At 64.9% G+C, this 14797-nt stretch carries 14 protein-coding genes, 1 tRNA gene and 2 pseudogenes; 7 read left to right on the top strand and 10 right to left on the bottom strand.

The window, feature by feature from the left end:
- Positions 1-90: 90 nt before the first annotated feature.
- From ACFU5M_RS20615 to ACFU5M_RS20640, 6 genes are all read right to left on the bottom strand, one after another.
- Positions 91-231 carry a hypothetical protein gene (locus tag ACFU5M_RS20615; RefSeq protein WP_379051482.1) on the bottom strand — a complete coding sequence of 47 codons (141 nt, stop codon included), beginning with the start codon at positions 229-231 and terminating at the stop codon, positions 91-93.
- 319 nt (positions 232-550) lie between these two features.
- Complete coding sequence (locus ACFU5M_RS20620) at positions 551-877, bottom strand: hypothetical protein (protein WP_379051484.1); 327 nt, start codon at positions 875-877, stop codon at positions 551-553.
- A complete protein-coding gene (istB, locus tag ACFU5M_RS20625; RefSeq protein WP_357046197.1) occupies positions 867-1655 on the bottom strand; it encodes an IS21-like element helper ATPase IstB in 789 nt (262 codons plus the stop codon). The genes ACFU5M_RS20620 and istB overlap by 11 nt, the downstream gene beginning before the upstream one ends.
- A 35-nt stretch (positions 1656-1690) precedes the next feature.
- Positions 1691-3055, bottom strand: coding sequence for an IS21 family transposase (locus ACFU5M_RS20630; protein ID WP_379051487.1), 1365 nt, complete (start codon positions 3053-3055; stop codon positions 1691-1693).
- A 1377-nt stretch (positions 3056-4432) separates the two neighbouring features.
- Entirely contained in the window at positions 4433-5239 is an 807-nt protein-coding gene (locus ACFU5M_RS20635; protein ID WP_379051489.1) for a GAF domain-containing protein, read from the bottom strand.
- A gap of 61 nt (positions 5240-5300) precedes the next feature.
- The gene (locus ACFU5M_RS20640) at positions 5301-5462 is read right to left on the bottom strand and encodes a helix-turn-helix domain-containing protein (RefSeq protein WP_379051541.1); all 162 of its coding nucleotides are present in this window, start codon (positions 5460-5462) and stop codon (positions 5301-5303) included.
- A gap of 41 nt (positions 5463-5503) precedes the next feature.
- Here ACFU5M_RS20640 and ACFU5M_RS20645 point away from each other — a divergent pair, with 41 nt between their 5' ends.
- From ACFU5M_RS20645 to ACFU5M_RS20660, 4 genes are all read left to right on the top strand, one after another.
- Entirely contained in the window at positions 5504-5752 is a 249-nt protein-coding gene (locus tag ACFU5M_RS20645; protein ID WP_379051492.1) for an ANTAR domain-containing protein, read from the top strand.
- 99 nt (positions 5753-5851) lie between these two features.
- On the top strand, positions 5852-5998 hold the full coding sequence (locus tag ACFU5M_RS20650) for a hypothetical protein (RefSeq protein WP_379051495.1): 147 nt from the start codon (positions 5852-5854) through the stop codon (positions 5996-5998).
- Positions 5999-6283: 285 nt separating this feature from the next.
- Positions 6284-6832, top strand: coding sequence for a hypothetical protein (locus tag ACFU5M_RS20655; protein ID WP_379051497.1), 549 nt, complete (start codon positions 6284-6286; stop codon positions 6830-6832).
- A 91-nt stretch (positions 6833-6923) separates the two neighbouring features.
- Complete coding sequence (locus tag ACFU5M_RS20660) at positions 6924-7262, top strand: hypothetical protein (protein WP_379051499.1); 339 nt, start codon at positions 6924-6926, stop codon at positions 7260-7262.
- A gap of 583 nt (positions 7263-7845) precedes the next feature.
- Here the strand turns inward: ACFU5M_RS20660 and ACFU5M_RS20665 are convergent.
- Together ACFU5M_RS20665 and ACFU5M_RS20670 are read right to left on the bottom strand one after the other, a co-directional pair.
- Positions 7846-8128: pseudogene (locus ACFU5M_RS20665) on the bottom strand (transposase); the annotation flags it as partial.
- Positions 8129-8170: 42 nt separating this feature from the next.
- Positions 8171-8338, bottom strand: a pseudogene (locus ACFU5M_RS20670) (hypothetical protein); the annotation flags it as partial.
- Positions 8339-8512: 174 nt separating this feature from the next.
- Between ACFU5M_RS20670 and ACFU5M_RS20675 the strand changes: the two are divergent.
- From ACFU5M_RS20675 to ACFU5M_RS20685, 3 genes are all read left to right on the top strand, one after another.
- Positions 8513-9925, top strand: coding sequence for a family 2B encapsulin nanocompartment shell protein (locus ACFU5M_RS20675; RefSeq protein WP_379051502.1), 1413 nt, complete (start codon positions 8513-8515; stop codon positions 9923-9925).
- Entirely contained in the window at positions 9909-11063 is a 1155-nt protein-coding gene (locus ACFU5M_RS20680; protein ID WP_379051505.1) for a polyprenyl synthetase family protein, read from the top strand. Before ACFU5M_RS20675 ends, ACFU5M_RS20680 begins: the two co-directional genes overlap by 17 nt.
- A gap of 80 nt (positions 11064-11143) precedes the next feature.
- Positions 11144-13522, top strand: coding sequence for an FAD-dependent oxidoreductase (locus ACFU5M_RS20685; protein ID WP_379051509.1), 2379 nt, complete (start codon positions 11144-11146; stop codon positions 13520-13522).
- Positions 13523-13812: 290 nt separating this feature from the next.
- Here ACFU5M_RS20685 and ACFU5M_RS20690 read toward each other — a convergent pair.
- Together ACFU5M_RS20690 and ACFU5M_RS20695 are read right to left on the bottom strand one after the other, a co-directional pair.
- A tRNA-Arg gene (locus ACFU5M_RS20690) sits at positions 13813-13885 on the bottom strand.
- 90 nt (positions 13886-13975) lie between these two features.
- Positions 13976-14770 carry a DUF1542 domain-containing protein gene (locus ACFU5M_RS20695; protein WP_379051510.1) on the bottom strand — a complete coding sequence of 265 codons (795 nt, stop codon included), beginning with the start codon at positions 14768-14770 and terminating at the stop codon, positions 13976-13978.
- Positions 14771-14797: the final 27 nt, after the last annotated feature.

A 14797-nucleotide genomic window follows, 5' to 3' on the forward strand; every position in this document is an offset into this window, starting at 1 on the left:
CCTCGACGCGCGTGGCCTTTCCGCTGGCATGAGACTCCGGCGAGGTGTCACCGTACCCCCAGTGCCGTTGGCGCACTGAAGGTTTCGGTTTCAGTTACTGCGTTCGAACTCGCCGTCGTTCGCGCCCGCGTGGAAGGCGGTCCGCCGACGCGCGAGCACGCCGATCGTGCGCTCGGCGTCCTGCCGGTCCGGTTTTTGGGTCTTGTGCTTGCTGGAGGTTCGTACCAGCACAACCGCTTGACCTGTGCGTTTCGGTGGGCACAAAGCGTAGGTGAACGGAAAAATGGTGCCCTCGGGGAATCGAACCTGGGACGCCAAAAACCGCCCTGGCCTGCGGAGACGCAGTCGAATTCGGTGCCCTCGGCGGGACACGCAAAACATGGGCAACTGCAAAACGCCTGGTCATCGTGGGTACGTATCCCGTCTGAGGGATCGCGATGCCCTGCGGGCGTTGGTCAATCGGCCCCAAATCTAGGGCTGTGATGGCGCTTGAGAAGAATCCTCAGACTTGCTCGCCGAATGTCCCCAGGCGGAGCAGGGTTTGAGGCTATCAGGTGGAGCGGTGTAGCGGAACGATGGTGTTGTCTGCGGGGATGCTGGGCCGGGCCGCTTCCGGGGTGGTGAGTAGCGCGACGATGGTGATCGGTTCGCCGCAGTGAGGGCAGTCGCGGGTTGCCGCTGGCTGGGGTGTCGTGGCCAGTTCGCTGCGCTGCGTTTCGAAGGGTGTGTCGGTTTGGCTGTTGCGGCGGCGGGCTGCGGTGTTCTTGCAGCGGCTGGAGCAGTAGATGTTGTTTCGACGTGACGGGATGAACTCGCCCCAGCAGATCTGGCAGGTGCGCGCGGTTGGCGGGGGCAGTGGCTGGGAGTCAGGAGACACGGGCGTTGACCGCCTTCCGCAGGTTCTCGGCGGTTTCGCGGTGGTGGCGCAGCCGGTAGCTGGGTCCGTCGATTCCGACGACTGTGGCGCGGTGCAGGAGCCGGTCCAGCATCGCGGCGGCGACCGTAGCGTCTCCGAAAGCGGTTGCCCAGTCAGCGATTCCGACGTTAGTTGTGAGGATGGTGCTCGATTTCAGATAGCGCTGGTTGATCACCTGGAACAGTGCTGAGGCCCCGTCGCCGGGCAGAGGCAGGTAGCCGAGTTCGTCGATGACGAGCAGTTTCGGGCCGGCGAAGAATCGCATGCAGGTGTGCCAGCGGCCTTCGAGGGCGGCCTTGTGGCATTTCGCGGCGAGCTCGGCGGCGGTGGTGAAGTAGACACGGTGACCGGCTTCGACGCCGCCGCGGGCGAGCGCGACCGCGAGCATGGTCTTGCCGACTCCGGGAGGTCCGACGAACAACACGTTGGCGGCGTCGTCGAGGAACCGCAGGCTGGCCAGGTCGCGGATGAGTTTCTCGTCGACGCCGGGTTGAGCGGCGAAGTCGAAGTCGTTGAGGGTCCAGGGTTCGGGCAGGCAGGCGAACCGCAGCCGGGATGTCAGGCGCCGGGATTCGGTGGCATTTACCTCGATCTCGAGCAATCGTTCGAGCGCCGCGGTGATCGAGAGGTTCTCCGATCGGGCTGCGTCGAGGATGCGAGGCAGGTGCTCGGCGGCGTCGCCGAGTTTGAGGTAGGACAGATGAGCGCGCAACTGCTGGTAGCGACGCGCTTCACTCATCTGGGGAATTGTTTTGTCCAACGGATGATCTTCCTTCACTGGCGTTCTTCGATCGGAACATGTTGCGGGGCAACGGAAAGTCGGGCGGCGGTGGCCGCATAGACCGACAGATCGATCACCACTTTCTGGGCGGGATCGGTAGCATCCGCGCGGCCGCGCAGCCGCGCGGACTCGGCCAACGCGGCCGCCGAAGGCGGTCGGCGGGTTTTGTGGGCGCAGGGCTTGCCCGAGTCGAAAGCGGCCAGCACCGACCGCTCCAGCGCCACGACGTGGCCTTCGTCGCGGACGACTCGTCCGGCCCCGTCCGGAGCGCGCAGGTGCGCCGCGACGATCGCGCCAGAGTCGGTGACCAGGCTGATCGCCTCCGAGCCGAGCCGGTGGACCACCGTCATGACGGTGCCGCCCAGACCGGGCGGGACCGAGTACTGGTTGCCGCGCCAGCCGACGAGCCCCTGAGCGGTGACCTTGCGCGGTTCGCGGACCTCGGCCGGATAGGTCACGGCCGGCGCTGGGCGCAGGCATTCGGCGTCGGCGAGCTCGCCGACGGTCGTCTTCAGGCCGTCGCGGACGCGTTTGCGGGCGTCGAGCCGAAGACAGAGCCGATCGAGTGAGGCCTGCGCCGCAGTGACGGTCGAGTCGTCGGATAGAGTTCGCCACCATCGTTGCGCGGCAGCATGATTGGACTTCTCGACCACGCCCTTGCGGTTGCCGTGCCGGGGTGGGCAGATATCGACCCCGACCCCGTAATGCTTCGCAACCCCGGCGAAGGACGGGGTGATTCGGCCTGATTCGGGATAACAGACCGTTGCCATGCGATCGAAGCGCCACCGCCGCGTCACCCCCGTCAACCGCACCACCACCTGGTCCAGCGCCTCGACCAGATGCGCGAAATCCTCAGCGGGAGCCAGAACGCCGCGCCAACGGCCCGAGTGCGCCAGCGCGCCGACCAGCAGGTGCGCGTGCCTGCCGACGCCCCACTCGGCGGGCGGGTCGGGTAACTCGACCCAGTCCCACTGGGTTTCCTCACCCGCAGGGTGAGCGATGATCGCGACATCGCGGCCCTTGGCCGCGTGACAGGGCTCGCAATGCGGGCGCAGTCCCAGCTTCCGGATCGCGGTGGTCAGCGACGGATACGACCCGGTGAACCCCAGCTCGACGATCTCGTCAAACAGCGTCGAGGCCCACAGATGCGGGTCGTCGGCCAACCGGATCCGGCAGTAATCAACGAACGGTTCGATCAGCAACGGCACCGACCGGGCCCGCTGCCCCGGCACCCGGTCACCGTTGAGATAGGCGCGGACCGTCTTGCGGTCCAGGCTCAGGTGGCGGGCGATCGCCGAGATCGACCACCCCTGCTCACGAAGCGCGTGTACTTCCACATCGCCCTCCAGCGACAGCATCCAGAGCCTTCCTCCATGACCATCGCGAACACAAACGCGACGATCATGAGCGAAGACTCAGCAACCGGAGCATCGAATGCGCCGGACACCAACAGGACAACTACCGCCTGGGGACAATCAGCTATCGAGACTGAGGATTCTCAGCTAGCGCCATCATATTCGGGGGGTTGGGGGTATTTCCGCGCGAGGGCACCACGAGTGGTGCCCTCACGGCACTTGCGATGCACCGTCGTTATCCGGAACTCGAGAAGACGGAGGCTTCCATGAGTACAGCAGCTATCGCTATCGAGGCCATTGCCACTGTGGCGGGTACCGGCACCGAGGGCTACAGCGGCGACAACCGGCCCGCGATCGACGCCGACCTTGACTATCGTCCGCTATCGCTGCCCCGACACCGGTATCGACACCCCTCTGCCGGTCACGGTCGGCCCCGACAGGTCGGTGAGCATCACCGCGCCGGAGATCACCGCCTCGACGGCATGCTTCTAAACCGCCGACGTCCAGGCCCCGACAATCCCCGAGGGCACCGTCTCCATCGGCGGCACCACCCAGCCGATCCACTTCCGCATCGACCTGTAGACACATGTGGTGTAAGCGGTACGGGGTCCGGACGGGTGGATCACGATCACCGGGTCCGCCCGGCCGGGCAACGTCGTGAACACGACGACAATCCGGGTTCGGGCTGGTACGACATCGAAAGTGGTCGCGTCTATGCCGCGACCGATGGATACTTCCCTGAAGACCGGACGCCTCATCAATGGCCAGGCCGCAGTCAGGCCCTTCTAAGAGACGGGGGAGGCTCCGCATCCAACCACCTCACCCCGACAGCGGCGTCGGCCGCGCCTCGAGCGAGGTTCCGGCTCAATCCCGGTACAGCGCACCACCGGTTACGAAATCAGACCCGGTTTATAACCGGGTCTGACTTTGTTGTACCTGACGTGTGCACACCCGAAAGGCCCCCTCGTTCCCGGAAGAGCCCTCGCAGACAGCCCTCGCTGCTTGCACAACAGGCACAGGCTGCCGCCCGGCCGCCGATCTGCTGCCCCGTGTCGTCGTGTCGATCACATCACATGGCAGCGCAGGCACACCATGCAACACCCTTCGAGCAACCGCAGCAATTGATCGAGCCAGCCCGGTCCAGCCCAGGAGCAGCTGAGCGAGACATACTTCCCCCCGAGATGGGTGAACCTCGCGTGCCACCGCGCGGCGAGCTCTGAGCCGCGAACTGATCGAACAGACGCTCAGCTGCCACGCAGTGACGCCCAGGGGAAACACCAAGTGCACCACGAGGCCGGTGGCTGCGGGTGCGCGCGTAGCGGGCGGTCACCCGGGTTGCCGGTGCCGCACGGGGGCCGGGAGGTTGGTTCGTGGTGACGGTCAGCGGTTGAGGTAGGCGGCCAGGCCACCGAGTTCCTCGTTGGCGATGAACACCGAACGGACGTTGATGATGGCCTCTTCGACGTGGGTGGTGCAGCCCCAGGCCGAGTCGCCCCACGAATCGGCGATCTTCAGCTCGGCCGGCGCGGTGCAGCCGGCGGTGCCGCCGAGCTGGCAGTGCTCAGGGTGCGGCGTGGTGGCCTGTACGGCAGCCGCGGCTCGTATCTGGGCGGCGAGCTCGGCGGCGGCAGCGGCGCGTTGCTCGGCATCTTCGCGCAACTGGCGTTCGGCGCGTACCGCCTTGATGGTGGCCAGGCGCAGCTCCAGGTGCTGCGCGACCTGGTCGGCGAGATAGCCGAGCACGGTTGCCTGCACCTCGCTCAACTCCCGAGGCATGGCGTCGATTGCGGTAACGGTGCCGAGGTGGTGCCCGTCGACGGTGACGATCGGGGCGGCGGCGTAGAACCGCAGCCCCAGCTCACCACGTACCAACGGATGATCGAGGGTACGCGGATCCGTGACCGCGTCGTTGACCACGTACGGGCCCTCGGCGCAGAACGCCGACGCGCACAGTCCCGGTTCCGTGCCGACCTGCGCGACACCATCCAGTCCCTTGGCCGCGGCGAACCAGACCCGGTCGGCGTCGACGATGCTGACCGTGGCGATCGGGGTGCCGCACACCGCTGCGGCGGTCGCCGCGATGGTGTCGAACTGGCCGTCGGTTGGAGCGTCGAGGATCTCGTAACGGCGTACCGCAGCTAGCCGGGCGGGGTCGGTGAGGGCGGTTCTGTCAGCGGTGATGGACACGGTGTGGTGCTCGCTTCCCATGGGGGTGTTCAGGCCGGGATAGGGTACGTGGTTGCGGCGGTCATGCCGCATCCGCTGTGGCTGCCGTGATGCCGGCGCGGTCGAGGACTCGGTACACCGTCGGGCGCGACACCTCGAACAGCTCCGCCAGTTCGGCGATGGTGTGCTCGCCGGCGGCGTGCAGTTCGAGCAGGTGCGCCTGGCGGGCCTTCGACAGTTTCAGGGCCCGGCCGCGCGGGGATCGAGCAGGCCAAAGGGATGTTGATGCTGGTGTACGGGATCGGTGAACGGCAAGCGTTCGCGCTGCTGCGGTCCTGCTCGCAACACACCAACGTGCGACTACGCGAACTGGCCGGGCGGATCCTCACCGAACTACCCACCGCGGGCGGGCAAGCCCCCACAGCCCCGATACGCGTCGAGCTGAACCGGATCCTGACCGGACATCCCCGGCCGATGAAGCCACCCGCGATCGCGCCGAGCCGAGGCGCCCGGTGCGCGGATCGGCTGACCTGAGCACCTGGACACACCGCCGGAGGGATGGTGTCGGAGAACCGATCGATTCTCAACACCCACAGCTGATTCGGTTTTGCTCTTCTCGGAACTAGCCGTCGCATGGCGGTAGATCCCGGCAGGCCCAGCAAGTCCGAGTACGACATCGCGATCACTGGAGGCACCGGCAGCTACAAAGCAGCCCGTGGCTACATCCACGTCAAGGTCGTCTCCGAGACGAGCACCGACCTGACCGTTCACCTCAACTGACGTCCCGGCGAGCTGCTTGGTCCAGTAGCAGCCGCTTGCGATGTTGGAACCGATCGGTTCTCGACATCCTCGCGGGGTTTCATCCGTAATGGGTGATCCCTGCCCCCAGAGGTGCTCATAGCCTGTGGTTGAGCGAGTAGAGGTGGGGAGCCACTGGGCGGGTCTGCCGTGTGCACTGACCCGTTCGTCCGGCTCACCGCGACACGGCTCCGGGGACTCTTGCGTGATCTGGCCGGGTTCGTGTCATCGACTGCAAGGCCAGTGCACGATCTCGTTGGAGGGGAAATGACCAGAACTGATCCACAGGAATTCTCCACTTCGCTCGACACCATCGCCCAGCGCCACAGCGCCGGCGACGGCACAGTTTCGGTGGAGTCCTCCACTTACATCCCCGAGGTCAGAGCGGCGGATATTCCGCAGGAGGTCAAAGACGCCGTTCAACCGGCCGAGACCGGCATGCTGGAGCAGCTGCGCCACACCGGCGACGCCGCGTACACGTACGCTCAGCGCGTCCTCGCCGGTGACATCTCAGGCGAACAGTTCGAGGACCTGATCAATCAACTGATGGAAAGCGCCCAAACCCAGTTCATTCAGCTGCAGGACTCGACCAAGTCAGCACTCAAAAGCCTCGGCAGCCAGCACCCTGACTGGCAAGCGATGATCGTTTCCGTATTCGAAGCGGTCACCAACCTGCAGCTCAACCTGCTGACAGAGGAATTCGACTTCCTTCAATCGCTGATGTCGCACACGCCCCAGCAGGCAGGTCAGGTGAACGGATTCTTCAGCGACTTGATGCGTCACCTCGTGGACGGGTGGAGCCAGATCGTGGGGTGATACCGGCAGCTCGGCGTGGGCTCGGGTGTGCCTGTGCGGGTTCGCGCCACCGGCTCCTTGTGTGACGAGCGCACAACCGAAGGAGGAGGAAATGACCAAAGCTGAGCAAGATCTCGAGGTCGAGCAGTATCCCTTGTCCGCCGCGTCGGAGGCGACTGAACGTGCGTCGATCGGCTGGTACAAGTTGCACAACGACTCGGACAGCCCCGTCGCCGCCGTGGTAGCAAACGGCCGAGATGGGTCCCGCCTGAGGGTGATCGTGATTCCGCCCGGTGACACCAGTGGCCAGTTCGATGACGGTAGCCACGTATTCTTCTTGTGGGCTTCCTGGGCATCAGAGGTGTACGAGTGCGCCACCGGCACAGTCTGGGCCCACTTCCATGGGGACTTGCGGGGGAACCAGGTGAACAACGTGAGTTCGTTCCAGTAGCCGTGACCAGGGGTCCTGGCTTGGCCGGGACCCCTGATCGCCAGCGGGGACAGGCGGACGTATCCCCCGCCCTAAAGGGTCCAAGTCCGCCGGACCCGGCGATAAGACACCACCACAAATAGTTCCGCGAGTAGGTAGCACCTGTGGAGAAAAGACTGGGCTCACCGACAGCGAACTGGCCTTTAAGACGCCCTGGGCTCCAATGAGTCGGCGCGCCTAGCCATGCAGGATGAGACGATGCGGGCTATCGCACACGAGCTGACCGCCATCCCGGCGGGGTTGCCCATGTTTTGTGTTTCCTAGGGGCTCAAACTGGGGCAACCGTTTGTCCTGCACGTTTTCGGTTCTGTTGGCGATCTGGTAGCGATACACGAATCAAAAAATCCGATTGACCTGCGGAAACGAGGTCGCAGATAAGTGCCCTCGGCAGGGCACACAAAACATGGGCAACCGGAAAACGCCTAGTCATCGTGGGTGTTTATCCGATTTGACGTTCGGACGGATATGCCGTGTTGCAACTCCTGGACGCTATCCGGAGTTGCTGAACCCGCAGATCGCTGGAACGGTGATAGCACTTGAGAAGGCGGGCCCTGTCGGTGAAGGCCCAGGGCGTGAATTGCACCCCGTGGTCGGAATGAATGATCGTCCCGGCCCGCGGTGAACGGTTGGCGATGGCCATTCCCAGCGCGTTGGTCACCAGCGCGGCGGTCTGGGTCGAGTCGATCGACCAGCCGACGACCCGGCGGGAGAACGTGTCGAGCACGACCGCGCAGTACACCTTTGCCTTCCCGGGTGTGATGCTCGGTAATGTCGTTGACCCACAACTGATTTGGCCGCGATCGCGTGAACGACCGGCTGACCAGATCGCCAGGCAACAGTCGCCGCCGCCTCTCGGTCCGCCCGGTCGCCACCAGCACCTCGTCGACCGGATCCGGACCCACAACCCTCGTCAGCACACCCAGACCGATCCGATCAGTCAGCCGACCGGCCGCCTCCAACTCCGCCGCGAACCGGCACCATAGTCCGAAACCAACTGCTGCACAGCCGATCTCACGTGCCAACCGAATCAGCACCATGACCTGAGCAAACCTCCAAAGTTAACGGCATTGCTACCAAACCCAGGACGGTTCACCGACACCGAATGGGATCGGCTCGAATCGCCTGCAACACACCGGCGATCTTGCTGAGATCACGTCATTGTGACACCGTCTGTCCCGTCTATATCTGTCTATTGTGAATGGTGGTGAGTCGTGCCAGAGTTCAACGGGCACAACGGCGCCGGGCAGCTCAGTCTGAGCACAGCGGCCGCGCGCAAGCTGTCGTCGACGACCAAGTCCGTACCGCAGATGCAGGGCATCACCCCGCGCTGGCTGCTTGACCAGTTGCCTTGGGTGGAGGCCAGGGGTGGTGCGTACCGGGTCAACCGGCGGCTGAACTACACGCTGGGCGACGGGCGACTGAACTTCCACGCCACCGGCAATGCGGTACAGGTCATTCCGGCCGAGCTGACCGAACTCCCATGGCTGCGGAATTTCGCCGATACCGACGTGTTGCAAGCCCTTGCCGACAGATTCACCCAACATGAATACGAACCGGGGGAAGTGTTGGTAGCGGCAGGCACTCGAGCCGACCAGCTCCATCTGCTCGTACACGGACGGCTCACCAAACTCAGCGAAGGCGAGTTCGGGGAAGAGTCGATCCTGGAAATCATCGCCGACGGTGACTATTTCGGCAACGAAGCATTGATCGGCCCCGAGAGTGCCTGGAATTACTCGATCAAGGCCACCACAGCCTGCACGGTGATGTCACTGCCAAAGTCGGCCTTTCAGGAGCTGCTCGAACAGTCCGAGGCACTGCGCGACCAGCTGGAGCGCCATCAAGCGACCAGAGGAAAATCGCAGAACGCTCATGGCGAGGCCGGTGTGGACGTCATGTCCGGTCATCGCGGTGAAATTCCCATCGCAGGCACATTCGTCGACTATGAACTCGAGCCACGCGAATACGAGCTGAACATCGCGCAGACCATCCTTCGAGTGCACACCCGGGTCTCCGACCTCTACAACGAACCGATCGACCAGCTCGAGCAGCAACTGCGACTGACCATCGAAGCGGTGCGGGAGCGTCAGGAGTACGAGCTGGTCAACAACAAGGAATTCGGCCTGCTGCACAATGCGGACTTCAGCCAACGGATCTACACCCGTAGCGGCCCGCCCACTCCGCACGACATGGATCAGTTGCTTAACACCGTCTGGAAGAACCCCAGTTTCATTCTCGCCCATCCGGATGCCATTGCCGCCTTCCGCGACGAGTGCACCCGACAGGGCGTTTCCCCGGAAACCATCCACGTCCCCGGCGGTCGACTGTCCGCATGGCGCGGTGTGCCCATCTATCCCTGCTGGAAAATCCCGATCAGCGATCGGCGCACCACGTCGATCATGGTGGTGCGCACCGGCGAAGCGGAACGGGGCGTCATCGGTCTGCGCAAGACCGGCCTGGTCGACGAGTACGAGCCCGGCCTGAGCGTGCGGTTCATGAGCATCGACGAGAAGGCGATCGTCAACTACCTGATCACCTGCTACTACTCGCTGGCCGTGCTGGTGCCGGACGCCCTGGGCGTACTGGAGAACGTTCAGCTCGGGAGCGCCCATGGCCCCCACCGCTGATGCGGACCCCTTCGCGCGCGCCCGTGAGCTGATCACCCCCGGCCTACAGGCAGCGGTGGATCAGATGAACCCAGCGACGCGCCAGGTCATCGGCTACCACTTCGGTTGGTGGGACGAACAGGGCCGTCCCCAGGCAGAAGGTGCGGGCAAGGCGGTGCGGCCCACTTTGGCGATGCTCGCGGCGCGGGCCGTCGGCGGCACCGCCGAACGCGCGACCAACGCGGCCATCGCGGTCGAGCTGGCGCACAACTCCTCATTGCTGCATGACGACGTCATAGACTCCGACCGCACCCGGCGCCACCGCCCCACCGCGTGGACGGTCTACGGCATACCCGCAGCCATCCTCGCCGGTGACGCCCTGGTAACACTGGCTACTGAGGCTCTCATCGCCGACAGTCCGACGCTGGCCACCGAGGGGGTGCCTCGACTCAATGCGGCACTGCTGCGGGTCGTTGACGGCCAAGTCGCCGACATGGCGTTCGAAGGCCGGTCTGACGTGCGGCTCGACGAGTGCATCAAGATGGCCGGCAACAAGACCAGCTCATTGTTCGCCGCCGCGTGCGAGCTCGGCGCGATTGCCGCCGGAGCCACACCACAACGAGTCCGGCAGCTACACCAGTTCGGCGAACACCTCGGCCTCGCGTTCCAACTCGTCGACGATCTCCTTGGCATCTGGGGCGATCCGGCCACCACCGGCAAGCCCGTACTGTCCGACCTACGTACCCGCAAGAAGTCACTGCCAGTGGTGGCCGCCCTGGTCACCGGCAACAGCGCCGCCAGGCAGTTGGCCCAGCTGTACCATCGCGCCGATCCGCTGGACGATGCCGATCTGCGGACCTGCGCCGAGCTCATCGAGCAGGCTGGGGGACACTCTTGGGCACGTGCGGAAGCGCAGCGCCAACTCGATGCGGCCCTGAAGTGTCTACGCGCGGCGAATCCGGAGTCGAAAGCCGCAGCGGAACTGATGTCCATCGCGCAACGGCTCAGCACTGTGCCTGACACGACTGGGCCCAACACGACGGCACTGGATATCACCGACATCACTGGGGCGATCCCCGTGCGCCCCAACGGTTTCGGCACCGCCACCGCACGGCAAGCTGTTGGCAGGCGCGCGACGGTGACTACCTCTGCTCTGTAGTTCGGCGTGGGTTTCGTTGATCGGGCCGATATCCGCTCACGCGCGACCCCATCGCGCTCGACGATATGGAAGGAATACAGATGGCTCCGAGTGTTGCGGTCATCGGCTCCGGTGTGTCCGGTATGACTGCGGCCTACTTGCTGCGCAACAAGTTCGAGGTCACCGTGTTCGAGGCAGACTCCCGCCTGGGCGGTCACGTCGACACCCGGCATCCCGAACCCGGCTGGCCTGCGGAGATGGCGTTCGCGATTGCCAGCACCATCCACTACCCGAACTTCACCCGGCTAGTGAAGGACCTCGGAGTGGCGACTAAGCCAGTGGACGTGTCCACGGAGGTGTCGTGCTCCGACTGTGGATTCGCCCACCGCAGCGACGATCCCATGGAGCTGGCCAGCCTCCCGTGCCGCCCACCTGGCGTCAGCGAACACGTCTGGCACCGATGCGTCGAGGACTCCAAGCGATTCGTGTCGCACCTGCGAGAGGCCATTCACGCCGAGCCGGACACCACCCTCGAGCAGTTTCTGCTCAAGGAAGAGTTTTCCACTTACTTCGCTGAGCACTTCGTCTACCCCCGGTTGCGGGTATGGCTCCTGACGGACCTCAGGTACACCCCCATCGGGTATCTGACCAACGTGCTGGACCGCTACGGGCTCCTCGGCGGTGCCGAGGCATTCCGATCCTGGTACGTGCTGTCCGAAGGTAGTGCGGCCTACATCAAGCGCATCGCCGCTACCGTGACCTCGATCAAAACCTCGACACCGGTACGCGCGGTCAGCCGTACCGGCGACGGAGTCGCCATCCGGGACGCCGCCGGGAACATCCACCACTTCGACAAGGCCGTGCTGGCCTTGCACGCCCCGCAGGCGCTCGCCTTGCTCACCGAACCCACCGCCGAGCAACGGTCCGTACTCAACGCGTTCGACTACACGCCGCTCGAGGCGGTGCTGCACACGGACGAGAGCATGCTGCCCACCGGATCAGGCAGCGCCGGTGTCGCGATCCAACTGTCGTGTACTAACCCACATCTGCCGCCGCTCACTGCCCACGCAAACATGAATCGAATGCGCGGTGAGACATCGTCCACGACGTACTGGGTGACCTACGACCCCTTCACTCCGGTGAATCCGGCCAGTGTGCTGGCCCGTGAGGTCTTCCGCCACCCGACCATGACCCTGCGGTCCGCCGCGGCCCAACGCCGCCTGCCCGCGCTGTCCGATCACGTCCTCGCCTTCGCGGGCTCTTACCATGGCGACGGCTTCCACGAATCCGGCTGCGCCTCGGGGGTCGCGGCGGCGGAGGCACTCACCGGCAAGGATGCCGAGACCCTGTTCACGGAAGCAGCGTTCACGGAAGCAGCATCCCCGAGCGTGCACACCGCGAATCGAACCCCGGACCGGTCCCGGCCCAAGCTACGGGGCGGCGCGGTACGCCTCCCGTCGACAGGCCGCCCTCCGATCAGGCACCTTCGACCGCCCGGCCTTGACGTCCTTCACTTCTCCGGGCGCCGCGCCCTTGCCGCCGTCCCCGACGCCGGCCACCGCGCGATGGTCGCCAGCGTCCTGGCGTCCGGCCTGGTCGACGAAATGATCGCCCGTACTGCGGACTTCGACCCGCCCATCAACCTCGCGCAGGTCCGCGCCAACGTCAACATGCTCACCACCGAGTTCGAGGCCTTTGGCGTCACCGTTCCCGCTGCTACCACCAGGGACCTCACGCAGATGCGCGCCCTGCTGGTGCCCGTCGCCGACGACGCGCTCGCCCTTGCCCTCGACCGCCTCTGGGTATTCACCCTCAACGTCGACGATGTGTGCTGCCACGATCCCGTGGAAGCCGAAGCCATCATGCGGGACGGCATGCTGGCTGGGCGGTCCGCATCATCGTCGTACACCGAATACATCCAGCACATGTTCACCGAAGTCGCGCGGTTCTGTGATCCGACATTCCTAGCCGTCTACAAGACCTTCTTCTACAACGCGATTACCGGCGTCCTCATGGAGGCAGAGTTCACGCCGGAAGCGTCCGACGAGATCGACAGTGACTTCGTCCGCACTTTCAACGGCTACGGCCAGTTCTGGTTCACCTCACTTCAGTTCATCGACCCCTGCTTGAGCGCCCACCGCAATCGGGCATTCTGGTCGGCGGCGCTGAGCTCCGGTGAGGCGTTTCTCAGCGACATGAATGACGTCCTGTCCTTCTACAAGGAGGCGGTGCATGGTGAGGACTTCCTCGTCAGCAGGATCTATCGCCGCTCGGTACAGGAGAACATTCCTTACCTCGCCGCCTACCGCAGGAGCCTCGACGGCGGCCGGGCCGCCTACCGCCGAATCCTGGATCTCGCCACTGACGAGCAACGCCCGCACCTAGACCGCTTCTTGACCGGCTACGTGTACTGGCACTTCCACTGCCGCCGCTGCCGCTGGCAGGACATCTACCCTGGCCTGCCCCCGATCGACATCTAATATGTCGGCGGTGTGGAAGGAGAACGCAATGCCGCCGCCCAGGCGAAGGCGCTTGCCGCATTGTTGAAATGGCAAGCGGACCATTGCGACGTCGACCGGTGCTGAATTTAGCGCGCTGACGACTCGGTTCTTGGTCTCGTGCTGTTAGAGGTTTGTACCAGGGTAGCCGTTTGACCTGTGCGTCTTCAGTGTGCGCGAAATCGCGTATGAACGACTAATAGTGCCTCTGAGGAATCGAACCTGCGACGCCAAAAGTCGCCTTAGCCTGCGGAAACACTGTCGCAGGTAAGTGCCCTCGGCAGGATTCGAACCTGCGACACCCGCTTTAGGAGAGCGGTGCTCTATCCCCTGAGCTACGAAGGCGTGGGTGGGCTCGGCCCGCCCGGGACGTTCGCAGTCTACCGGGTGAGAGGTTCGGAAGCCGCATCGCTGTCGCGGGGATATCGCGAGAGATCAGAAGCCGCCTCCGTCGAAGCCTCCGCCTCCGTCGAAGCCTCCGCCTCCGTCGAAGCCTCCGCTGTAGTCGCCGCCCGAGTCGTACCCCCCGTCGTAGTCGCCCCCGGCGTCATAGTCCCCATCCGCGACCATCCCGTCTTGGAAACCTTCGCCGTAGCCGCTCTCGAAGCCGTCTCCGCCGTAACCCACTCCGGACATTCCGGCGAACAAGGACGTGAACAGCAGGGTCGAGCCGAGGCCCCACGCTCCGGCGATCAACGCGGGTTTCCACCAGGGCTCGGAGTACCACCCCGCAGGTACCGGCCGCCCTGCCACTCGGCCACCGGGGTAGTAGTTCGGCGTCGATGCCGAGGGAGCGGGTGCGGCCGCGATTCGCCTGCCCTCGTACTCGACTACGCGCTTCTCCGTGACTTGCCCGGCGGTGTCCTGGCCGTCGAGGGCAGGGATCGCGGGGCCTGGGTCCATGTTCATCGCGGTCCGCGCGGCCCTGATGTAGTAGAGCCCCTCCAGGGCGGTCTGCTTCGCCAGTCGTGCCTGTGTGGGGGTGCGGGCCTGGTCGAGTTGTGCGCCTGCCGCGAGATGCCGTTCGGAAGCGTCGGCGAGTGCCTGAACGGCGGCGTCGTTGCCGCCGGAGAGGCTGTAGACCTGGCCGCCCAGTCGTTCGTTCACTTGACGGGCGTCGGCGAGAGCGTCGGCGAGTTCAGTGGCTCCGCGCTGTTTGCCCCGCTGTGTCTGCCATGCCAGTAAGGCGATCAGCGCTATCAGCACTAGCACGATCAGTAGCCACCACATGGCACCTCTTCCGCCGGACCTCGGACC

It is taken from the genome of Nocardia sp. NPDC057455 (assembly GCF_042802775.1).
Taxonomy (GTDB): domain Bacteria; phylum Actinomycetota; class Actinomycetes; order Mycobacteriales; family Mycobacteriaceae; genus Nocardia.